At 65.8% G+C, this 21446-nt stretch carries 23 protein-coding genes and 2 tRNA genes; 7 read left to right on the top strand and 18 right to left on the bottom strand.

Annotated features, from left to right (window positions below; all coding sequences use genetic code 11):
- Positions 1–73: 73 nt before the first annotated feature.
- Together AC07M1_RS06345 and AC07M1_RS06340 are read left to right on the top strand one after the other, a co-directional pair.
- Positions 74–148, top strand: a tRNA-Asn gene (locus AC07M1_RS06345).
- A 180-nt stretch (positions 149–328) separates the two neighbouring features.
- Complete coding sequence (locus AC07M1_RS06340) at positions 329–913, top strand: CC0125/CC1285 family lipoprotein (protein ID WP_495161714.1); 585 nt, start codon at positions 329–331, stop codon at positions 911–913.
- Between the two features lie 210 nt (positions 914–1123).
- Here AC07M1_RS06340 and secA read toward each other — a convergent pair whose 3' ends face one another.
- From secA to folE, 6 genes are all read right to left on the bottom strand, one after another.
- Positions 1124–3862 carry a preprotein translocase subunit SecA gene (gene secA, locus AC07M1_RS06335; RefSeq protein WP_495161713.1) on the bottom strand — a complete coding sequence of 913 codons (2739 nt, stop codon included), beginning with the start codon at positions 3860–3862 and terminating at the stop codon, positions 1124–1126.
- Positions 3863–3975: 113 nt separating this feature from the next.
- The gene (locus AC07M1_RS06330; RefSeq protein WP_495161712.1) at positions 3976–4245 is read right to left on the bottom strand and encodes a hypothetical protein; all 270 of its coding nucleotides are present in this window, start codon (positions 4243–4245) and stop codon (positions 3976–3978) included.
- Positions 4246–4344: 99 nt separating this feature from the next.
- Entirely contained in the window at positions 4345–4752 is a 408-nt protein-coding gene (locus AC07M1_RS06325; protein ID WP_495161711.1) for an energy transducer TonB, read from the bottom strand.
- An 18-nt stretch (positions 4753–4770) separates the two neighbouring features.
- Complete coding sequence (locus AC07M1_RS06320) at positions 4771–5127, bottom strand: dihydroneopterin aldolase (RefSeq protein WP_495161710.1); 357 nt, start codon at positions 5125–5127, stop codon at positions 4771–4773.
- Positions 5120–5869: an SDR family oxidoreductase gene (locus AC07M1_RS06315; protein ID WP_495161709.1), complete on the bottom strand. Its 750-nt coding sequence runs from the start codon at positions 5867–5869 to the stop codon at positions 5120–5122. The genes AC07M1_RS06320 and AC07M1_RS06315 overlap by 8 nt, the downstream gene beginning before the upstream one ends.
- 3 nt (positions 5870–5872) lie before the next feature.
- Positions 5873–6457 (bottom strand): GTP cyclohydrolase I FolE, encoded by a 585-nt coding sequence (gene folE, locus AC07M1_RS06310; protein WP_495162819.1) that lies wholly within the window; start codon positions 6455–6457, stop codon positions 5873–5875.
- 258 nt (positions 6458–6715) lie between these two features.
- Here folE and AC07M1_RS06305 point away from each other — a divergent pair, with 258 nt between their 5' ends.
- Together AC07M1_RS06305 and AC07M1_RS06300 are read left to right on the top strand one after the other, a co-directional pair.
- Complete coding sequence (locus AC07M1_RS06305; RefSeq protein ID WP_495161708.1) at positions 6716–9334, top strand: TonB-dependent receptor; 2619 nt, start codon at positions 6716–6718, stop codon at positions 9332–9334.
- 346 nt (positions 9335–9680) lie between these two features.
- The gene (locus AC07M1_RS06300) at positions 9681–9950 is read left to right on the top strand and encodes an SWIB/MDM2 domain-containing protein (protein WP_066574787.1); all 270 of its coding nucleotides are present in this window, start codon (positions 9681–9683) and stop codon (positions 9948–9950) included.
- 127 nt (positions 9951–10077) lie between these two features.
- Here the strand turns inward: AC07M1_RS06300 and AC07M1_RS06295 are convergent, their stop codons facing one another.
- The 7 genes from AC07M1_RS06295 to AC07M1_RS06265 all read right to left on the bottom strand — a co-directional run bounded on the left by AC07M1_RS06295 (position 10078) and on the right by AC07M1_RS06265 (position 15601).
- A complete protein-coding gene (locus tag AC07M1_RS06295) occupies positions 10078–12420 on the bottom strand; it encodes a TonB-dependent siderophore receptor (RefSeq protein WP_495161707.1) in 2343 nt (780 codons plus the stop codon).
- Positions 12421–12540: 120 nt separating this feature from the next.
- Positions 12541–12954, bottom strand: a complete 414-nt coding sequence (rnk, locus tag AC07M1_RS06290) for a nucleoside diphosphate kinase regulator (protein WP_495161706.1) — start codon at positions 12952–12954, stop codon at positions 12541–12543.
- Positions 12955–13181: 227 nt separating this feature from the next.
- A tRNA-Arg gene (locus AC07M1_RS06285) sits at positions 13182–13258 on the bottom strand.
- Between the two features lie 65 nt (positions 13259–13323).
- Positions 13324–13758 (bottom strand): DUF1178 family protein, encoded by a 435-nt coding sequence (locus AC07M1_RS06280; RefSeq protein ID WP_495161705.1) that lies wholly within the window; start codon positions 13756–13758, stop codon positions 13324–13326.
- Positions 13755–14582, bottom strand: a complete 828-nt coding sequence (locus AC07M1_RS06275; RefSeq protein ID WP_495161704.1) for a carbon-nitrogen hydrolase family protein — start codon at positions 14580–14582, stop codon at positions 13755–13757. Before AC07M1_RS06275 ends, AC07M1_RS06280 begins: the two co-directional genes overlap by 4 nt.
- Positions 14579–14836, bottom strand: a complete 258-nt coding sequence (grxC, locus tag AC07M1_RS06270; protein WP_495161703.1) for a glutaredoxin 3 — start codon at positions 14834–14836, stop codon at positions 14579–14581. The genes AC07M1_RS06275 and grxC overlap by 4 nt, the downstream gene beginning before the upstream one ends.
- Positions 14837–14869: 33 nt before the next feature.
- Positions 14870–15601, bottom strand: coding sequence for a ComF family protein (locus AC07M1_RS06265; RefSeq protein ID WP_495161702.1), 732 nt, complete (start codon positions 15599–15601; stop codon positions 14870–14872).
- A gap of 19 nt (positions 15602–15620) precedes the next feature.
- Here AC07M1_RS06265 and AC07M1_RS06260 point away from each other — a divergent pair, with 19 nt between their 5' ends.
- A complete protein-coding gene (locus tag AC07M1_RS06260; protein WP_495161701.1) occupies positions 15621–16502 on the top strand; it encodes a methyltransferase domain-containing protein in 882 nt (293 codons plus the stop codon).
- Here AC07M1_RS06260 and AC07M1_RS06255 read toward each other — a convergent pair.
- On the bottom strand, positions 16499–16942 hold the full coding sequence (locus AC07M1_RS06255; RefSeq protein ID WP_495161700.1) for a (deoxy)nucleoside triphosphate pyrophosphohydrolase: 444 nt from the start codon (positions 16940–16942) through the stop codon (positions 16499–16501). The two genes, AC07M1_RS06260 and AC07M1_RS06255, sit on opposite strands and share 4 nt — an antisense overlap.
- 56 nt (positions 16943–16998) lie before the next feature.
- Between AC07M1_RS06255 and AC07M1_RS06250 the strand changes: the two genes are divergently transcribed.
- Both AC07M1_RS06250 and AC07M1_RS06245 read left to right on the top strand, forming a co-directional pair.
- Positions 16999–17181, top strand: a complete 183-nt coding sequence (locus AC07M1_RS06250) for a Flp family type IVb pilin (protein WP_495161699.1) — start codon at positions 16999–17001, stop codon at positions 17179–17181.
- Between the two features lie 129 nt (positions 17182–17310).
- Positions 17311–17478, top strand: coding sequence for a Flp family type IVb pilin (locus tag AC07M1_RS06245; RefSeq protein ID WP_447723764.1), 168 nt, complete (start codon positions 17311–17313; stop codon positions 17476–17478).
- A gap of 105 nt (positions 17479–17583) precedes the next feature.
- Here the strand turns inward: AC07M1_RS06245 and AC07M1_RS06240 are convergent, their stop codons facing one another.
- Genes AC07M1_RS06240 through AC07M1_RS06225 form a run of 4 tightly spaced genes read right to left on the bottom strand, consistent with a single transcriptional unit; the run spans position 17584 to position 21369 of the window.
- Entirely contained in the window at positions 17584–18531 is a 948-nt protein-coding gene (locus AC07M1_RS06240; RefSeq protein WP_495161698.1) for an acetyl-CoA carboxylase carboxyltransferase subunit alpha, read from the bottom strand.
- A gap of 9 nt (positions 18532–18540) precedes the next feature.
- Complete coding sequence (locus AC07M1_RS06235; protein ID WP_495161697.1) at positions 18541–19464, bottom strand: tyrosine-type recombinase/integrase; 924 nt, start codon at positions 19462–19464, stop codon at positions 18541–18543.
- Positions 19461–21251, bottom strand: coding sequence for a hypothetical protein (locus AC07M1_RS06230; protein ID WP_495161696.1), 1791 nt, complete (start codon positions 21249–21251; stop codon positions 19461–19463). Before AC07M1_RS06230 ends, AC07M1_RS06235 begins: the two co-directional genes overlap by 4 nt.
- Positions 21232–21369 (bottom strand): hypothetical protein, encoded by a 138-nt coding sequence (locus tag AC07M1_RS06225; RefSeq protein WP_495161695.1) that lies wholly within the window; start codon positions 21367–21369, stop codon positions 21232–21234. Before AC07M1_RS06225 ends, AC07M1_RS06230 begins: the two co-directional genes overlap by 20 nt.
- Positions 21370–21446 lie beyond the last annotated feature (77 nt).

Raw genomic sequence — 21446 nt, 5'->3', positions numbered from 1 at the left:
TCTTTCGAAAATTGTTGCCCGCACCCGCTTGCAATGCGCGAAACCCCTTCGTATAGGCGCCCCTCGCTGTCGTTCCCTGATAGCTCAGCGGTAGAGCTCTCGACTGTTAATCGAGCGGCCGTAGGTTCGAATCCTACTCAGGGAGCCAGCGATTCCTCCTTCAGACTCGCCAATCCGCCAGCGGCGCGCCATCGCGCCCGGGCCATTACGGGTATGCGCGCGCCACTCCGTTCCGTGAATGATCGTTCAGCGAATGGACATTTGCGTTAGACTATTCGTTACAACCACATATCGGCACGAGTCGCCGCAGTTGATTAGGAGGAATATCATGCGCACCAGTCAGTCCCGCCGTTCGCGGGTCGCGGCGCTTGCCCTCGCCCTTGCGTCGGCATCGGTGCTTGCGTCCTGCGCGACGCCCACGCCCTATCAGCCCGCCACCGGCAGCGGTTCGTACCGCAACGGATATTGGGACGAGCAGATCGAGAGCGACCGGTTCCGCGTCAGCTTCTCGGGCAACAGCCTCACGTCGCGCGAGACGGTCGAGCGCTATCTGCTCTATCGCGCCGCGCAGCTCACCGTGGAGCGCGGCTTCGACTATTTCATCCTTTCGGACCGCGACACCGAGAAGAAGACCAACACCTATATCGACCGCCCTTTCAACTCCGGCCCCTGGGGCTATTGGGGACCGTCGTGGCGCTATTACAGCCCGCGCTGGGGCTGGCGCGGCTGGAGCCCCTTCTATGGCGACCCGTTCTGGGATCGCGACATCGATGTCCGCACGGTTGATCGCTACGAGGCGACCGCCGAGGTGATCGTCGGCCGTGGGCGCAAGCCGGACAATGTCCGCGCCTTCAACGCGCGCGAAGTACTCGAGAATCTCGGCCCGTCGATCAGCCAGCCCAAGCCACGCTGAACGACACCAAGGTACAAAAAGGGCCGTCCGGGAAACCGGGCGGCCCTTTTCGTTGCCGGCATCATCGCAATCCAGTCTTCACGCCGGCCTTGAGCCGCGGGGGGACCGGGCGGCGAACGCCGTCTTGCGACTCCACGGCGTCGCCTGACGCATCGTGGGCCCCGGCACAACGCCGGGGTGACGGTTTTGGCTGGAGGTGATGGAACGCCGTTACAGCGAGCCGTGGCAGTGTTTGTACTTGTTGCCCGACCCGCACGGGCACGGGGCGTTGCGGCTGACGCGGCCCGCCCATTCCGACGGATCGTCGCCCAGGGCCTCGCCATCCGGACGCGGGATCTGAAGCGCGGGCAGCTCGTTCGAGATCAGCCCGGCCGAACCGGCATCCCAATCGGCGCTGTTGTCGATCCCGGTCAGCGGATCGATATGCGTCGTCAGGAAGTCGGGCAGTTCGGGAAGCTCGGGCGGGGCCTGGAACTGGAACTCCGCCCAGGCGAGCGTGCGCGTGACGTCTTCACGGATGTTGCCGAGCATGCGCTCGAACATCGCAAAGGCTTCCTGCTTATACTCGTTGATCGGCGTCTTCTGCGCATAGGCGCGCAGGTGGACAACCTGACGCAACGCATCGAGCGTGCCGAGATGCTCCTTCCAGTGATGGTCGAGATTCTGCAGGAGGATCGACTTTTCGATCTGCACCCAGGTCTCAGGATCGAGATCGTCGGACTTGGCCTTCACGCGTGCGTCGGCCTGCTCACGGATGCGGTTCTCGACATCCTCGGGCTCGAGCCCGTCCTTCTCGGCGATCCACGTCTCGACCGGAACCTCAAGGCCAAGCGTCTTCTGGACATTTTCCTTGAGCCCCTCGACATTCCACTGCTCGGGATAGGTCTCTGCCGGGCAGAAGCGGCCGACGAGATCGTTGACCGTCTCGGCGCGCATGTCCTCGACCACATCGCCGACGGTCTCGGCGTCCATGATGTCCGAGCGCTGCTCGTAGATCACCTTGCGCTGGTCGTTCATGACGTCGTCATATTCGACGACCTGCTTGCGGATATCGTAGTTGCGCGCCTCGACCTTCTTCTGCGCGGTCTCGATCGCCTTGGTCAGCCACTTGCTGCCGATCGCCTCGCCATCGGCGATGTTGTTGCGCATCATCTTCGCGAACAGCGTGTCCGGACCGAAGATGCGCAACAGATCGTCGTCGAGGCTGAGGTAGAAGCGCGACAGGCCCGGGTCGCCCTGACGGCCCGAACGGCCGCGCAGCTGGTTGTCGATGCGGCGGCTTTCATGCCGCTCGGTGCCGAGCACGAACAGGCCGCCGGCTTCGAGGACCTTCTGCTTCTCCGCCCCGACCTCAGCCTTGATCTGCTCGATCGCCGCATCGCGCTCCGGCCCTTCGGCCATTTCCTTGAGTTCGTCCTCGACGCGGAACTCGACGTTGCCGCCGAGCTGGATGTCGGTGCCCCGGCCCGCCATGTTGGTGGCGATCGTCACCGCGCCGAGACGGCCGGCCTGCGCCACGATATGCGCCTCATTCTCATGCTGGCGCGCGTTGAGCACCGAGTGATCGACGCCTTCCTTGGCGAGATATTCGGACAGCAATTCCGACTTTTCGATCGAGACGGTACCGACCAGCACCGGCTGCCCCTTCGCCGCATGCTCCTTGATCGAGCGGGCGATGGCGATGAACTTGTCCTGCTGGGTCTTGTAGAACTCGTCGTCCTGATCGACGCGCTGCACCGGCTTGTTGGTCGGGATGGTGACCACGTTCATCTTGTAGATGTCGAAGAATTCGGGCGCCTCGGTCGCGGCCGTGCCGGTCATGCCCGACAGCTTCGGGTACATGCGGAAATAATTCTGGAAGGTGATCGAGGCGAGCGTCTGGTTCTCCGGCTCGATGTTCACGCCTTCCTTGGCCTCGACCGCCTGGTGCAGGCCGTCCGACCAGCGGCGGCCGTCCATCATGCGACCGGTGAATTCGTCGATGATGACGACCTTCCCGTCCTTGACGATATAGTCGATGTCGCGCTTGCGCATGACGTTCGCCTGCAGCGACTGATTGAGGTGGTGGACCACCTGGGTATTCTCGAAATCGTACAGATTGTCGCCCTGGAGCAGCCCTGCCGCCTCGAGCATCCGCTCGGCGGTCTCGATGCCCTCTTCGGTCAGGACGACGCTCTTCTGCTTCTCGTCCTTGTCGTACAGCTTCTCGTCGAGCTGCTTCACCACCGCATCGACCTGCATGTACAGCTCGGATTTGTCGTCGGTTGGGCCGGAGATGATCAGCGGCGTGCGCGCCTCGTCGATCAGCACCGAGTCCACTTCGTCGACGATCGCCATGGCGAAGGGGCGCTGCACCATCGATGCGCGCTCATACTTCATGTTATCGCGCAGATAGTCGAAGCCGAATTCGTTGTTCGTGCCGTAGGTGATGTCTGCGTGATAGGCCTCACGGCGCAGATGATCGGCGAGGTTGGGGACGATCACGCCGACGGTGAGGCCGAGGAACTTGTAGATCTGGCCCATCCATTCCGCGTCGCGGCGGGCAAGATAGTCGTTGACGGTGATGACGTGGACGCCCTGCGCCGGCAGCGCGTTGAGGTAGGTGGCGAGCGTCGCCACGAGCGTCTTGCCCTCGCCCGTGCGCATCTCGGCGATCTCGCCGCGATGGAGGACGATGCCGCCGATCATCTGGACGTCGAAATGGCGCATGCCGAGCACGCGGCGCGACGCTTCACGGACAGTGGCGAAGGCTTCGGGAAGGATCGAATCGATCTTCTCACCGTTCGCGAGCCGGTCACGGAACTTCACGGTCTGTGCCGCGAGCTCCTCGTTGGAAAGGATTTCAAGCGCGGGCTCGAACGCATTGATCTTCTGAACAATGGCCCCGAGGCCTTTGACGTACCGGTCGTTGGACGAACCGAACAGGGATTTGGCCAAACCGCCGAACATGATGGATTCCAGTCTGATGAAATTGCGGGGTGTGCGCCCGGCAAGCGAGCGCAACTATTGCGTATGCGAAGGAGGCCACCCACCCGTTCGATCCGGGCGAGGCGGCGGCGCGGCTATTCCAGCCGGCGCTCGCTCGTCAGCCGTGCGGGACGAAGCGCCGGCGCGGCGTGAATGGCGAAAGACGCGGCGGCGGGAAGCTGCGGCGTCGCGGTTGAGGTGGAGATACGGGCCGCGGCAACCACGGTGACCGCGTCCGCGGCAACTTCTGCCGCGCGGGTGATCGCCGTTTCGCTCTGCCGCTGAGCCGCGCGCAGGTCACGGTCGCCAGCGAAGGCACCGGTCAGACCCGCCAGAAGCGCGGAGAGAAACAGCAGCAGTTGCACGATGTACCCTGTACCAACCCCATGTTGCCCGCCGCTGAACGGCGGAACGTGCAGGACATAGGGCGGGAGTCGGCTTCCTCCAACCCAAAAACTCGAAAATCAGCCGCCGATCACCCAACGCACCGGCAGAACCACCGTCGCCTTCACCGCCTTTCCCGCCACCCGCATCGGCGTGTAGCGTGCACGGACGGCGATCTGGAAGGCGGCGGTATCGAGGTCCGGAGACCCCGAACTCTGGTGCACCCCGCAATCGACCAGCGTGCCTTCCTGGGTCAGAGTGCAGCGCAGCAACGTCGTTCCCTCACGCTCCTCGGCGAGCGCGGCGGGCGGGTAGTAGATGCTGGGATCGGGCAGGAAGGTGAGGCGTGGGCGCTCGTCCCCCGCCGGGTTATCGATAGGAGCGATCGGTGTCGGAGGGGTCGGGCGCGGCGCGGGAAACGGCGCGGGACGGATCGGTGGCGTTGACTGCGCCGCGAACAACAAGGCGACCAGAGCTGCCTGCAACATCGATCCAATCCCCCCAGATCAATCGCGCACTCGTACGACTTCGCATCCTACGCGCGCATCGGGATAGACGTCGAGCTTCATCGACCGGACCTTGACCGCGCGCACGCGCGGATCAGCGGCGAGCGCAAGCCGCGCGACCGCTTCGCACAGCGTCTCCTGCAGCTCGATGTGCCGCGCGGCGGCCAGCGCGCGTATCCCCTCACGCAGATAGTCGTAATCGACCACCGCCTCGATCCGATCCGCAGGGACCACCTCGTAGGCGCAGGTCAGCCAGACACTCACCGCCACGCGCTGCGGCGCTACGCGCTCATGATCGTGAATGCCAAGGCCGATCGCGACCTCAAGCCCTTCGAGCAGGACCGTATATTCAACCATGCGGGCGCTCTCGCCCCTCGAACATCACATCCCCTTCGCGACGCACAAAGCGCTGGCCGCAATCGACGAACACGTTCTGACCGGTAATGCTGCGCGCGGTGAGCAGATGCTCGACCGTGCGGGCGATGTCGGCGATCTCCACCTGCCGTTCGAGCAGGTTCCGCGTCGCCGCCCTGGCGAACTCGGCCTCGCTCTGGTCGAGACTGGGCAGCGAGATGCCCGGCGAAACCGCATTGACGCGAATCCGCGGCGCCAACGCCATCGCCAACAGCCGTGTCGCCTCGGCCAGGCCCGCCTTGCTCAGCGTATAGGTCAGGAAATCGGGGTTCGGGTTGTCGAGTTTCTGGTCAAGCAAGTTGACGATCGCCCCCTGCCCCAACCCGATCTGCGCCGCCACCGCCGATGCGAGCACCAGCGGCGCGCCGAGGTTGACATGCATGTGGCGGTCGAGCCCGCCATAGTCCGCGACCGGCAGCGCGTCCCAGGCGAAGAGCGACGCGTTGTTGACCAATCCCTCGACCGGCCCGCCCAGCGCATCGGCCGCGGCTTGCACCAGCCCACGCGTCTCCGCCGCATCGGCAAGGTCGGCGGTGACGAGCACAACGCCAAGCTCCACGGCTAGCGCTTCCGCCTCGTCATGGGAGTCATGGTGATGCAACGCCACCTTGTGCCCGGCGGACACCAGGTGCCGCACGATCGCCGCGCCGATCCGCCGCGCACCACCGGTGACAAGAACACGCATGGCTTAATAGCCCATCAGCGCCAGCACTTCCTTGCGGCTGCGCTCATCCTCGCGGAACACACCCATCATCCGGCTGGTGACCATGCCGACGCCGGGCGTGCGCACGCCACGCGCAGTCATGCAGGCGTGGCTCGCCTCAATCACCACCGCGACGCCGCGCGGGTGGAGGTGATTCCAGATACAGTCGGCGACCTCGGCGGTCAGGCGTTCCTGAACCTGAAGCCGCCGGGCATAGGCGTGCAGGACGCGCGCGAGCTTCGAGATGCCGACGACATGATCCTGCGGCAGATAGGCGATCGACGCCTTGCCGATGATCGGCGCCATGTGATGCTCGCAATGCGACTGGAAGGGGATGTCTTTCAGCAGCACGATCTCATCATAGCCGCCGACCTCCTCGAAGATCCGCGACAGATGGTGCGCGGGATCCTCGCCATAGCCCTGGCAATATTCCTTCCAGGCACGCGCGACGCGCTTGGGCGTATCGATCAGGCCTTCGCGATTCGGATCGTCCCCGGTCCAGCGCAGAATGGTGCGAACCGCTTCCGCAACCTCATCCGGCACTTCGATCTTGGGCGGCGAGGCGACCATATCGCCATCCTCGGGCTCATCGTGATCGTGACAGCTCATCGTCCTGCAAATCCTGTGTTTCGTGCGTGACGCTACGGCAAGCTCACTTGCCTGTGTTGCGCTTCGGCAACAACCCGTTGCGAACCGGAATAGCAAGCATTTCCGGGGGATTCCTAGCGTGATTTGACGTTGACGTAAGGATTCGGGGAGCGGTAGCTTCGCCAATAGAAACAGGCGACCGGCCAGAGAAGCGGCGCCACCCCCAGAGAGGAGTCTTTCATGCGGAAGTTCCAACTGCTCACCGCAACCGCCATCACCCTGATGGCCACCACCCCAGCCTTCGCGCAGGATGCGGCACAGGCCGATCCAGCCGACGTCACCGAAGAAGTCGTCGTCACCGCCACGGGCCGAGCCCAGGCGGCACAGGACGTGCCGATCGCGGTCAGCGTCGTCGGTGCGGAACAGCTTGAGAATGCCGGCGTCAGCGATATTCGCGGCCTGCGCCAGGTGACGCCCAGCCTTCAGGTGACGACGGGCCAGTCGGCGGCAACCGGCGTCGTGCTGCGTATCCGCGGCATCGGCACCGCGGGCGACAACCCCGGCTTCGAGCCGGCGGTGGGCGTGTTCATTGACGGCGTGTTCCGCGCCCGCGCGGGCGTCGCCCTGTCCGACCTCCCGCCGATCGATCGCGTCGAAGTGCTACGCGGTCCGCAGGGCACGCTGTTCGGCCGCAATACCTCGGCCGGTGCGCTCAGCATCACGACCCAGGGGCCCTCGTTCGACCTGGGCGGCTATATCGAGGGTTCGTACGGCAATTATAACGAGGTCGAGGTCAAGGCCGGCATCACCGGCGGCGTGACCGAGCAGCTCGCGCTGCGTGTCGACGGCGGCTATCACAAGCGTGACGGTTATATCACCGATCCCAACACCGGCCGCGACTTCAACAATGTCGACCGCTGGTTCGTCCGCGGCCAGGCGAAGTTCGAGACGACGAACGTCACCTTCCGCCTGATCGGCGACTATGCGCAGACGGATGAGGCATGCTGCGGCGCGCTCAATTCCGGATCGGGCTTCGAACTGCTTCCGTCGGGTCGAGACACGACCACCAGCGGCGGCGTCCTGGGTTTCATCACCAGCAACCTGATCGAGGCGCTGGCGGGCACGCCCGCGCTGGGCGGCGCGGTCGGCCGTGACGGCATCGTCCGTCCCTTCAACCGCGAGGGGCGGCAGATGGCGACATCGCCCAACCGCGACCTGACCGAAAAGGTCAAGGAATGGGGCATTTCGGGCCAGCTCGACTGGAATCTGGGCGACGTCACCCTCACCTCGATCACCGCCTATCGCGACTGGCGCGCGGTGCGTAGCCAGGACATCGACTTCTCCGGCGCCGACCGCGCCTATCGCGACGGCTATCGCACGGGCATCAAGGACTTCACCCAGGAACTGCGCCTCAAGGGCAGCGCGTTCGACGGCAAGCTCGACTGGCTCGTGGGCGGCTTCTACCTCAACGAGAAGCTGAACCTGACCGATGTGGTCCGATACGGCACCCAAGCCGACCAGTTCGTCGACGGTATCTTCAGCCAGCTGACCCGGAACGCGCTGCTGCCGAACGGCGCACAGCTGTTCGGAACGCTGGGTGCGGGCGTGCCACTGTTCGGACAGGTCGCGCTGGCGACGAACCCGACGCTGGCCGCCGCCGCCGCCGCGGGTGGCCCGGCCGTGCTCGCGACGTTCCTCCAGCCGATCCCACGCACGCCGGATGGCGCTGGCCAGGTGGCCGATCGCTACAAGGTGGACACCCAGGCGTTCGCGCTGTTCACGCACAACATCATCAACTTCACCGACAATCTGTCGCTGACGCTGGGTCTGCGCTACAACCGCGAGACCAAGAAGATCGACGCCAACCTCAACGCGTCGGTGCCGTCGTGCAGCTTCTGGCTCAATCCGAACTCGGCTCTGTTCCGGCAAGCGCTGATGTCGCAGGGGGCGAGCCCGAGCAATCCGCTCGGCCTGTTCGGCCTCGCCCATCTCTACACCTGTAACCCGACCATCAATTCGGAGTTCAACGGCGCGTACAACGGCAAGCGGACCGAGGACGAGTTCACTGGCACCGCGAAGCTCGCATTCAAGCTCTCCGACAACTATTTGCTCTATGGCGGTTATGATCGCGGCTATAAGTCGGGCGGCTACAACCTCGATCGCGGTTCGTTCGACTCACGGCTACTCGGCGGCAACGGCGCGCAGATCAGCGATCTGGAATTCGGCAACGAACTGGTCGACGCCTTTGAAATCGGCCTGAAGAGCAACCCGATCCGCGGTCTCCAGATCAACCTCGCGGGCTTCTATCAGGAGTTCAAGGGCTACCAGAACAACTCCTTCGAGGGCACGCGCTTCGTTACCCGCAACTTCGCCAAGGTGGTTTCGAAGGGCATCGAGCTTGAATCGGTGATCCGTCCGAGCTCGAACCTGACCTTCGCGCTCAACTACACGCTGCTCGACACCGAGGTGAAGGACCCACTCGCCGGTTCGGACAATGGCAAGCCCCTGACCAACTCGCCGCGCAACGTCATCACCGGCGCGGTGACCTGGACCCCGCAGATCAGCGACAATGTCGGCGCGCTGTTCCATGTCGACTGGCGCACCAACAGTGATGCGAACACGATCAACAACCCGATCGCGCGGCCCTACACCACCAATGACGGCTACAGCATCGTCAACGCGCGCGTCGGACTGAACTTCGGTGAAGGTGGCCGGTTCGGGATCGAGGCCTATGTCGAGAACCTGTTCGACACCTATTACAACATCACCTCGTTCCCTGTCCCCGAACAGGGCGCTAGCTTCGCGGTCTATCCCGCGCCGCCGCGCTTCTACGGCGTGAAGGCGCGCGTGAAGTTCTAAGGGTTCAAACGGGACCAGCCGGGGCATTCCGGCGGCAGGAGGGCGTGTCCGGGAAACCGGGCGCGCCCTTCCCCGTTTTACCCCATGTGGAGAGAATCGGACCGACTTGCCCCCTCAGGGAACGCCCTGTGGCGGATAAACGGTCCTCAGGCGCGCTCAGAGGGCGAGTTCTCCACAAACAAACGCCCGTTATGGTCTTGAAAGGCCATCAAGTACGTGCATCGCGTAAAGAACCACAGTACATCGTCTTCCAGCGACAACGGTGGGAACGCAGCCCACAAGCCGTCGGCGCTGGAGCATATCTGAGCCCGGGGGCTTGTCACCGGCTCACAGAGGAGAAGAAAATATGGCGGAAAAGAAGGCATCCGGCGGGGCCCGTGGCGGCATCGCGAAGCCCGTCACCCCCTCGGCCGACCTCGCCGCGATCGTCGGCGCCGGTCCGCTGCCGCGCAGCGAGATCGTCAGCAAGATGTGGGATCACATCAAGAAGAACAATCTCCAGAACCCCGCCAACAAGCGCGAGATCCTGGCCGACGACAAGCTGAAGAAGGTCTTCGGCGGTGACAAGGCGACGATGTTCGAACTGAACAAGCACATCGCCAAGCACGTCAGCTAATCCACGGCCGGTATTCTTGCCGGCCAGGACAGCGAAGGCCCCCGAGGTTCACGCCTCGGGGGCCTTTTTTCATGTCCGCGTTGTTCGCGGTTCCGCTCCCAAGAGGAGGAAGCGGAACCGGCCTGGATCACCAGTTGAAGCGCAGCGATGCCGTCACGGTGCGCCCAGCCCCGAAATAACAGCTGTTGTTGAAGGGACAGGCGCTGATGTGACGCGTGTCGAACAGGTTCGCAGCGTTCACCGCCAGGCTGAAGCCGCTCAGCGCGTCGCTCGCCTTGCCGAGGTCATAGCCCAGCATCGCATCGACCAGCGTGAACGAGTCCGTCGTGAAGCGCTCAAAAATCGCGACGCCGCCCACCACCTTATACTGGGTGGTACCGTCCGAGCCGCCAACATAGCGCACGCCGGCACCAAGCTTCAGCCCACCGAGCGGGCCCGTCACACCCGTGTTGCGGCCGAAATCATAGGAAACGAAGCCCGAAGCGAGCCATTCGGGCGTACCGAGCTGGCGCGTGCCGGTGGTGGTCGGGACCGCGCCGACGGTGGCGGTCGCCGGGGTCGCCTTGGTCCCCTGGGTGATGATCGCATCGGTGTAGCTGCCTGCCACGATCACGTCGAGGCCGGGGGCGACCTCGCCCCGCCCTTCCAGTTCGACGCCGCGCACCCGCACCTCGCCGATCTGGATCTGCGAGTTGGACGGCAGGCCGTTGGCGGGCGCGCCGGGATCCGCGACCGGCACCTTGCGCCGCCGCAGATCATAGACCGATGCGGTGAAGATCGCGTTGGTGCCCCTTGGCTGGAACTTCAGGCCCGCCTCATATTGGCGGCCGGTCACCGGCTCGAACGGCTCGGTCCGCAAGGGGTTGGTACCCGGCACATAGCGGGTCCCGGTCTGCGGCTCGAACGATTCCGAGAAGCTGAAATAGGGCGAAAGGCCGAACTCGAATTCATAGAGCGCGCCCAGCCGCGCGGTGAAGGCATTCTGCGACAGGAAGGTCGCGGCGCCGTTCCCGCCAGGCGCGACCCGCTTGTTCTGCGTCGTTTGATCATACCAGTCGAAGCGGCCGCTTGCGATCAACTGGAGCCGTCCGATCGCGATCTGGTCCTGCAGATAGACGCCGACCTGGTTCCGCTTGCCATAGGTGTTGACGTAGCCTGACGAGAGCGAGGTCAGGTCGAGGCTGGGCATCGCGCCGCCATACACAGGGTTGAACAGGTTGAGGTTCGGGATGCTGGTCAGCGGGTTCGTCGAGACGCCGGTATTGAACTGCTGGAAATTCTCGCCGGTGATGTTCTGATAGTCGATGCCGACCAGAACATTGTGCTGGAGCGGCCCGGTCGCGAACTTCGCGGCGAAATGATTGTCGAGCGTCAGCGTGTCGAAATCCTCGTCCGCCCCACCGCCGCCGCGGATGATCGTCGAGAAGTCGCTGTTGCGGTTGGCGCCTGCTCCCGTCGTCGTGAAGCCCGCGACATAGAGCTGGCGGTAGCTCAGCTGATTGTTCTGGAAGCGGAAGTTCGAACGGAAGCTCAGGCCGTCGTTGAATTCGTGGCGGAAGAAGGCGGCGATCGCCTTCTGCTTGTGGTCGTAGCGCTCATAGGCGGGATCGCCGGTGTTGATGTCGCGCGGCAGCTCCCCGAACGGGTTGGCCAACACCGATCCATAGGCGGGCACGCCCGAATAGCCGCCGCCCGAAGGCGAACGCTGATAGGTGGCGATCAGGGTGAGACTGGTCCGGTCGGTCGGCGCGAAGGTGACCATCGGGCTGACATGATAGCGCTCGCTGAACGTGCCGCGCGTCAGCCCGTCGCCCTTTTGCCAGCCGCCGACGACTCGGAACAACAGCCGCCCCTCGCCGTCGAGCGGCTGGTTAATATCGGCCACCGCGCGCAGCGTGTCGTAATTGCCCGCCTGGAGCTCGACCCGGCCGAACGCAGTCGCCTCGGGCATCTTGCTGACGAGGTTGACCAGCCCGCCGGGCGTGGAATTGCCGTAGAGGACCGATGCCGGCCCCTTGACGATGTCGATCCGCTCGACGCGGTTGAAGTCGATCTGGGGTGTCGAATAGGGGCCGGCGATGAGCCGCATCCCGTCCTGATAGACGCCCGGCGAGAACCCGCGCAGGATCAGTTGGTCATAGCGGGTGACCATGCCGCCGCGCTGGTTCGGAGAAACGCCCGCGACATAGCCCAGCGCCTGGTTGATCGACTGGGCGTTGCGCAGCGTCAGCTCCTCACCGTCGATCACGGTGATGCTCTGCGGCGTCTCCATCAGCGGGGTATCGGTCTTGGTGCCCGATCCGGTGCCCTTGGTGTTGACCCCCGTGATGACGACCGTGTCGCTCTGGCCGGCGTCGGCTTCGTCGCCCTCATGGGCGGCGGCGAGCATGGGCACCGCCAGCGCGCAGGCGATCAACGCGGGCCGTGAGAGGCTATTGAGCCACTTTCCCGAACAACGAACGACCTGCATCTTGCACCCCTGCTAATGATAACGATTCGCATGAGCCGTTAGAAGCAAGACGCGCATGTTGCAAGTGCGAAGGGGCGGGGCGCCTCCGGCACGATGATGTGTACCGGAGGCGATGTCCGATCAGGCGGCGTTAGGCTGACCGACTCTCACGATCGTCAGGTTACGTTCGCGGCCCTCGCGGTCGGGCCACAGAATCTGCTGCCCCTCGCGCAACCCGATCAACCCCGCCCCGATCGGGGTGAGGATCGAGATGCGGCCCGCCGCGATATCCGCATCCTGCGGCCAGGCGAGCGTCACGGTGCGGGTGATGCCGCTCGCCTCATCGCGATACTCGACCTCGGCCCCCATCGTCACCACGTCCGCGGGCATTGCCGTCGCGCGGTGCGTCCTCGCGCGCGTGGTCTCGCGCAGCAGCAGTTCGCTGACCTGCGGCATCGCGGTTTCGATGTTCATCGCCAGCTCCGAGAGCCGCTCGGCCTCGGTATCGATCATGTGGATTTGCGGCCGGGTCTTGGCCGCGCGCGTCGCGCTCATTGTCATTTCTCCTGAAGGCAAAACACGCCCTTCCAGATGGAAAGGCGATGCGGATCATCGATCCTTGGCCCCGAGCTCCTCGGGACATGCCGGTGGAGAGCCCGGGGCTAGATGCCCGCCAGGAGTTGTCCCGCATGGGTGCGGTATCGCCGCCGATGTTCGGAACAAGACATGCCACAGAGATGTGCGTCCGCAGCCATGAAGTCAAACCGTTCGGAGAAGGAAAATGGTGACCCCGGCGCGATTCGAACGCGCGGCCCTCAGATTAGGAATCTGATGCTCTATCCTGCTGAGCTACGGAGTCACTCAACGCTCCAATAGCCAGCTTTCGTCAGCACGGCCAACCCCTGTTTAAAGGAGCAGAAAGGGTTAATTGCACTGCTCGGGCGGAACCACAGGCAGTGGGAGCGGCGCGACGGCCACGCCCTCCTCGATCAGCGCCTTAGCCTCTTCAGCGCTGGCCTGGCCGTGAATCGGGGCGTGCGCCTCCTCCCCCAGGTGCATCGCGCGTGCCTTGTCGGCAAAAGCGACGCCGACCCATTTGGAGCCGTCGAGCATCTTCGCCTGCACTTCCGCCAGCGCAGCCATCAACACCTTGGGGTCGGGCTTGCCCGCCGGTGTATCGGCGCGGCGATTGCCCTTGGCGGCGACATTGGGTGCCATCACCGCCTTGTCGATCGAGTCGTTGCCGCACATCGGGCAGGCGATCAGCGCCCGCTCCCGCTGGCTTTCATAGTCGGCGCTCGAGCCGAACCATGCTTCGAACACATGGCCGCCACCGCATTTCAGGTCGAAGACGATCATTCGATCACCGCGACCGGCGGGATCGCGCGGCGATGGGCGAGCGCGGGAACACGCGAACGCACATCCACTACCCGCGCGGGATCGATCTCCACGAAACCCAGTCCAGCGCCCTCGCCCATATCGAGCAGCACGTCGCCCCAGGGATCGATGGCGAGGCTGTGGCCATAGGTGGCGCGGCCATCCGCATGCTCGCCGGTCTGCGCGGCGGCGATGACATGCACCCCCGCCTCGATCGCGCGCGCGCGCAGCAGCACATGCCAATGCGCCTGCCCCGTCGGGCGGGTGAAGGCGGCAGGCACGGCGAGCAGGGTCGCGCCCGCATTGGTCAACGCACGGAACAGATCGGGGAAGCGCAGATCGTAGCAGATGGCGAGGCCGAGCTTGCCCAGCGGCGTCCCGACCACCGCCGCGCCAGCGCCCGGCGCATAGGCATCGGACTCGCGCCAGCGCTCGCCGGTCGGCAAATCGACGTCGAACAAATGCAGCTTATCGTAACGCGCGCAGATTTCGCCGGCGCCATCGATCACGAAGCCGCGATTGACGAAGCGGCCGTCGCCCTCGCCCTTGAGCGCGAGCGATCCCAGATGCACCCAGACGCCATGCCTCGCCGCCGCTTCGCGCACCGCGGCGAGAACCCGATCCTCGCCCTCGGCGACGATGTTCGCCGCCGCCCGCTCGCGTTGGCGATCGAGCAACCCCGACATCTCCGGGGTGAACAGCATCGCCGCGCCGCCCGCTGCGGCTTGCACGATGCCATCGGTCAGGGTGTGGGCATTGGCGAGCGGGTCGATCCCGCTCGTCATCTGAAGGATCGCGGCCTTCATCGGCCGAGCAGTGCGTCCAGCCTGCCCTCACGCTCCAGCGCCGCCAGATCGTCCGATCCACCGATATGCGCGCCGTCGATGAAGATCTGCGGCACCGTGGTACGGCCATTGGCGCGCTGAATCATCTCGGCACGCTTCGGCCCGCCCATCGTCAGGTCGAATTCCTCATAGTCGGCGCCCTTGCTGTCGAGCAACGACTTGGCCCGCGCGCAATAGCCGCAGAACGCCTTGGTATAGATTTCGATCTTTGCCATCACTTTCCGAGGTGAGAGCGCAAGCCAAACTTGTCAATCTTCGGCGTCGGGATCGATCACGCGCGCCCAGCACAGCACCGTCACCCGTGCCGCCCCAGCCCGCTTGAGTATGCGGACACAAGCATCGGTGGTGGCGCCGCTGGTATGGACATCATCGACCAGCACCACCGCCCTGTCGTTGAGGGCCTCCCGCGCCGCCGGCGCCGCGGCGAAGGCGCCCGCCACCGCCTTCGCGCGCCCGCGTGCTCCAAGCCCCCGCAGCACCGGCGTCGCCTTCACCCGACGGAGCAGATCGAGCTCCACCGGTACGCCCGAACGCCGGGAAAGGGCACGCGCGATCAGCGCCGCCTGGTTGAACCCCCGTCCCCAGATGCGCCAGCGATGGAGCGGCACGGGGACCAGCAAGTCGGTGTCGGCGGGCATCAGCCGTGCCATCAGCCCCGCCGCGGTGGCGGCATAGGCGGTGCGGCGGCCATATTTGAGCTTGAGCGCCAGCGCGCGCGCCGCCGGGCCATAGACGACCGCCGCACGCATCCCGTCATGCCGGGGCGGGACGGAGAGACACTGGCCGCATTGTGCCAGCGGCCCGCGATCATAGTCGAACGGCAGGTTGCAGGTCGCGCACCAAGGAGGCGCGATCAGCGTCAACTGCCCCCAGCAGACCGCGCAGAAACGATGATCGGCATCGACCACTTCGCCACAACCCGGGCAACGCGGCGGAAGCGCCAGCGCGACGAGTTTCAAGACCGGCTCGGCTACCCCCATTCTGCCCCCTCGCTCCCGCTTGTCGCGCGCCAGCGAAAGCGGCACAAGCCGCCGCGTGACGACTCCTCCCGAGATCTTCGACCGCGCGCGCCGCCGCGACCGCCGCGACCGCGCCGCCCCCCGCTTCGCCGATGCCGCCTTCATCCGGGACTGGATGGTCGAGGGGATCGTTGAGCGCCTCGACGCGGTACGCCGGGACTTCACCGATGTGCTCGACCTTGGTTGCTTCGACGGCGGCTTTACGGCCCCGCCCGGTGCCCGGGTCACCCGCGTCGATGCCGGTGCGCGCTTCGCCGCGATGGCAGGCGGCATTCAGGGCGAGGAGGACCAGCCGCATTTCCCGGACGGCAGTTTCGATCTGGTCATCGCGGCCGGCAGCCTGGATACGGTCAACGACCTCCCCGGCGCACTCAGCCTGATCCGGCGCGCACTCCGTCCGGACGGCCTGTTCCTGGGCGCCCTCCTGGGCGGCGCCACGCTATCGACGCTGCGGCCTGTAATGCTTGAGGCGGAGGCCGATCGAGCCGCTGCCCGCGTTCACCCGCAGGTGGATGTCCGCGCCGCCGGCGATCTTCTGATGCGCGCTGGGTTCGCATTGCCGGTTGCGGACGTCGAGACGCTCAACGTTCGCTATGCCAGCCTGTTCGATCTGGTGCGCGACCTGCGCGGCATGGCGAGCACCAGCCTGCTCCCCTCTTCGCCGCCGCTAAGCCGTGCAACCGTCGCGCGCGCCACCGCTGGCTTCGCCGCACGCGCCGATGGGGAAGGCCGTACGACCGAGCGATTCGATACGATTTTCCTGACCGGCTGGGCACCCGACCCCTCGCAACCCCAGCCCGCACGCCGCGGCTCGGCGACAGCATCGCTCGCGGCGGCGCTCAAGCCAGGACCCAAACCCTAGATCAGGGCTTCCAGCAGGCCGATCAGCGGCTTGTCCGCGGGCGGCATCTCAAGCCGGTGCAGTTCGAGCGGACGCACCCATTTGAGCGCGGTCGCGTGATGTGCCTGGGGGACGCCGTTCCATTTGCGCAGCGCGTAGAGCAGCAACAGCAGATGACGGTCGCCCAGCGATTCGCTGGCAAAGGTCGCGGGCGCAAGGCACGCACGCTCCACGCCGATGCCCAATTCCTCCTCCAGTTCGCGGCACAGGGCTGCCTCGGGCAACTCGCCGGGATCGACCTTGCCGCCCGGAAACTCCCATAGTCCCGCCATCGGTTTACCTGGGGGACGCTGCTGCACCAGCACGCGGCCATCGCCGTCTACCAGCGCGGCGGCGACGACCATCAGCAGCGCTCGCTGCGACATCTCCGAATCGGAGTTTCCGGGAATCAGCATCGACATTTCATTAATCTTGTTTCCGTAGTTTTCAGTAATTCCAATCGGACAAGGCTGTACCGATGCAAGTGCTGACGACGCTCACTAGCCAATTGCTTCGATGCCGTCGCGCAGCGACCGCAGTCGAATACGGCCTGATTCTGGCGCTGATCGTACTTGCCATGATGGCCGCGCTCCTCGGGCTGGCCGATACCACCACCGGCATGTGGAGCAACGTCAGCGACGCGGTGCAACGCGCCCGCTGATTTATCCAGCCACTCGTCGCGTCTAAGCCCTTTGTTAACTTCCACCCCCTAATTTCCGTCCTTGCTGGACACGGGCTTTACCCGCGGACAGCCGGGTAACTGAAGCTTGTGAACAGGATGGAGACCGGTATGAAGACGATCCGTAAGATTTTTGGCAACAAGAAGGGCGCCACCGCAATCGAGTACGGCCTGATCGCCGCTCTGATCGCCGTCGCCGCGATTGCCGCGATGCAGGGCCTGGGCAACCAGCTCAAGACCACCTTCACCAACGTTTCGTCGAACATGAAGGCGTCGTAAGACCCTTCGTTCAAACGAAAAAGAATTGGGCGGCGGACCATCGGTTCGCCGCCCTTTTCTTTTGCGGTGGGACGCGAGTCCAGCCGTCCCGCTGCCGAACCAGGATCAGGTGCGGCCCATCGCCAGGAACTTGGCGCGGCGGCCCTGACGCAGCGTATGCGCGTCCTGTCCGGCCAGTTCGCCCAGCGCTGATTCGATTGCATCGCCCAGCGAATCGATCGCGGCATCGCGGTCGCGATGCGCGCCACCCAGCGGTTCGGGCACGATCGTGTCGATCACGCCCAATTCCTTGAGGTGCTGCGCTGTGATCTTCATCGCCTCGGCGGCGTCGGCGGCCTTGTCGGCGGTCCGCCACAGGATCGAGGCGCAACCTTCAGGTGAGATCACCGAATAAACGGCATGTTCCATCATCAGCACGCGGTTGCCCGCGGCCAGCGCCACCGCGCCGCCCGAGCCGCCCTCGCCCAGGATCGACGCGACCAAGGGCACGCCGGCGTTGAGGCACGCCTCGGTCGAGCGGGCGATCGCCTCGGCTTGCCCGCGCTCCTCGGCCTCCATGCCGGGGAAGGCGCCAGAGGTATCGACCAGGGTGATGACCGGGATACCGAACTTGTCGGCCAGTTCGACCAGGCGGATCGCCTTGCGATAGCCCTCGGGCTTGCCCATGCCGAAATTATGCTTGAGGCGGCTGGCGGTATCGTCGCCTTTCTCGTGCCCGATCACCATCACCCGGCGCCCGCGGAAACGGCCAAGGCCGCCCTGGATCGCGGCGTCGTCGGCAAAAGCGCGATCGCCGCCCAGCGGCATGAAATCGGTAATCAGCCGCGCGACATAATGCTTGAAGTGCGGCCGCTCCGGATGGCGAGCGACCAACGTCTTCTGCCACGGGGTCAAGCGTGCATAGGCATCGCGCAGGAACTTGTCCGACTTTGCCTGAAGCTTCGCGACTTCGCTGTCGATATCGACTTCGCCGCCGGCCGCTGCGTCACGCAGTTCGTCGATGCGGGCCTGAAGCTCCGCAATCGGCTTCTCGAATTCGAGGAAAGTAGCCATCGCGGCGCCCTATGCCCCCTCTTTGCTCGCGTCAACGCGCGGTTTGTCCGCCAAGGGGTGCCGCTCGTTGACGAGCTGCACCAGCCGGCTGCTGTCGACATGGGTATAGATTTCGGTCGTGGCGATATCGGCATGGCCCAGCATCGCCTGCAGCGCACGCAGGTCCGCGCCCCCTTCCAGCAGATGTGTTGCGAAGGCATGGCGCAGCACGTGCGGGCTGATCCGGTCGGGCGGGATGCCCGCCTCCCCTGCAATCGCACGAATCATCTGGTAGAGGCGCACGCGGCTGAGATGCGCCTTGCCCGAGGGAAAGAGCCAGGGCCGCTTGGCATCGACATGATCGCGCCACGCGGCGACCGCCGCACGCGCGCGATCGGACAGCGGCACCAGCCGCTCGCGCCCGCCCTTGCCCTTGAGGATCAGATAGGGCTTGTCGGGCTGCACCGCGTTACGCGGCAGCGACACCAACTCGGTCGCGCGCAGACCCGATCCGTAGAGCAGTTCGACCAATGCCAGCAGCCGCAGGTCGCGCGGATCGGGCGGATCGCGCTCGATTCGCGCCTGGATCGCGGCGAAGATCCGATCGACATCGGCGGCGGACAGCGTCTTGGGGAGGCCGCGCCCGCTCCCCGGACGCGGCAGCGCCGCGCCGGGATCGTCGGCGCGCAACCCCTCATCGGCAAGAAAGGCGAAGAAGCGCCGCAGCGTCGCCGATTTGCGCGCGACCGTGGCGCGCGACAGGTCCCGCCATTCATGCGCCAGCCGTTCGATCGCCGCGCGGTCGGCGTCGCCGAGCCCGCCGGCCAGCGCCACCGAGGCGAGCCGCAGGTCGGTGCCATAGGCGGCGATGGTGTTGGCGGAGGCCCCCGCCTCCGCCGCCATCATCTCGAGGAAGCGCTCGATCAGCGCGCGGTCATGGCCGGCGCCGCTCAAGTCCGCGTGATCGCCTCGACGGCGATCATCCGTGCATAGCCGCCCAGCCCGACGCGGGTCAGCGCGCGGGTGATATGGTAGAGCGCCTCGGGCGACACGCCCGCCCAAGCACGCGTCTGCATCCCCGTCGCGGCGAGCAGTACGACCGTGCCCGGTTCGCCGCGCTGCGCGGCCTCGTCGATGGCCCGGGTCCAGGCGTTCGCGCCCTGGAAGTTCACCCCGGCGCCCTGCATCAGCTGCGCGCCATCGCCGTCCGCGACCCGGCCCGTACCCGCCATCGCGGCGGCATAAAGCGCAGCACTTTCACCCCGATAGGCGCCCGCGTCACCCGCCGAAACCGGACGGCCCGAGGGATCGGCGAGCAGCAGCAGCGCCGCGCCCTCGCTCCCGCGCTCGACCACGCCGCGCCAGCGCATTGCGGCACGATCGAGACCCGCGCTCAGCATCGATGCGATCAGCCGGTCGGCATCATCGCGCAATGCCGCATCGGGATGGAGCCGCGCCGCCGCGCGCGCGGTCAGGATCAGGCGGCTGTAGCGCGCGCCTGCCCCCTGCGGTTCGTCCCAAAGCGCGCGCATCCGCTCGACCCGTTCCGCCGGCGTCGCCGCGGTGAAGGTCGCACGCAGGTCGCGGGCGACGGCGACCTCGGTCGTGGTCGCGTCCTCTTGTTCCTCGATCTCGCCATAGAGGTCGGTCAACGCCTGGCTGGAGAAGACCCCCTGCCCGGCCGCAGCCTCGGCCGCCGCGATCCGGTCACGCCAGCCCAGCATCGGCGCGGTCGCGCGCCAATAATTCACCTGCGGACCAACCGTGCCATAAAGTTCGGCGGGAATATCGGTCGCCGACGCGACCGCCAGCCCCCAACGCCAGGCACTCAGCTGATCGACCGCATCCCATTCGATGGTCACCGCACGACGGCCCGACACGCCCATGCCGACCATTTTTTCGGCGAGCAGCAGGTCGATCGAGTTGCTCATCCTGCGCCGCACGGAATCGATCAGCGGCCCGGCCTTGCTGGGATCGCCCTCAAGCCCGGCGCACATCGCCTCGGCGAAACGCCAGTTGCGGTCGGGCGCGGTACGCAGCGCCGGCACGACCATCGGGCACATGCCGCCCGGATCGGCGGTGGCGAGCATCGCCTGCATTCCGATCTGGAACAGCTTGGGCGTGTAATTCTGGATATCGACCGACTGCACCATCGCGCGCGCGGCATCGGCTTCGCCCATGCGGATCAACAGCCAGGCACGCTCGGCGGCGAAATCCGCGCCGTTGAGGCCCGCGGGCGTATCGACGCGCGACAGCAACGCGCGGCGCAGCGCGATCGAGAGCCAGCGCGAGGCGACCGGCGCATCAAGCCGCCGCATCAGCACCTGCAGGAAACCGCCATCGGCATTGCCAAAGGCGTTGGCGGGCAACCCGTCGCTCGCGGGCGACGAGGGGCCAACCTGCGCCAGCGAGCGCTTGGCGAAATCGGGAAGTTCGTAGCGGGCGACGACCGCATAATCGATCTCGCCGGGCACCCCGGTGGGGGTTGCGCCCGGCGTCGGCAACGGCAGCGGCGCGCCGGGCAGCGGGCTGGCGACGCCAGTCGGCGTCGCCGCCGGACGCGGCGTCCCCGGCTGTACGCTGGCTGGCGCGGGGGCCGGAGCGGGCGCTGGCGCCGGATCGTTGAATCCCGGCGGCAACAGCGATTCGGGGCGATCCTGGCTCAGCGCCGGGATCACCGCCCCCGCCGCCAGCACCACCGCCAGCGCGGTCAGTCCGGCGTTAGTTGGCGAGATTTTCAAGCGGCACGACCTTCTCCACGGCCACCGGCTGCTTTTCGGTGTCGCGCCCGGCGAGCAGGAAAAGGCCGCCGATCAACAGGATGGCAACCACGACAAGAATAATGAGCGAACGGGACATCGACCCCCTCAAACCGGAAATGAATACAGGCGCACGGGCCTTTTGCCCGAGCGCGGCCCTCGCTGTATAGCCCCCGC

This window comes from Sphingomonas sp. GW821-FHT10C01, from assembly GCF_059415525.1.
Note: the sequence above shows the minus strand (reverse complement) of the source record. Positions and strands in the feature narration are given on the sequence as shown.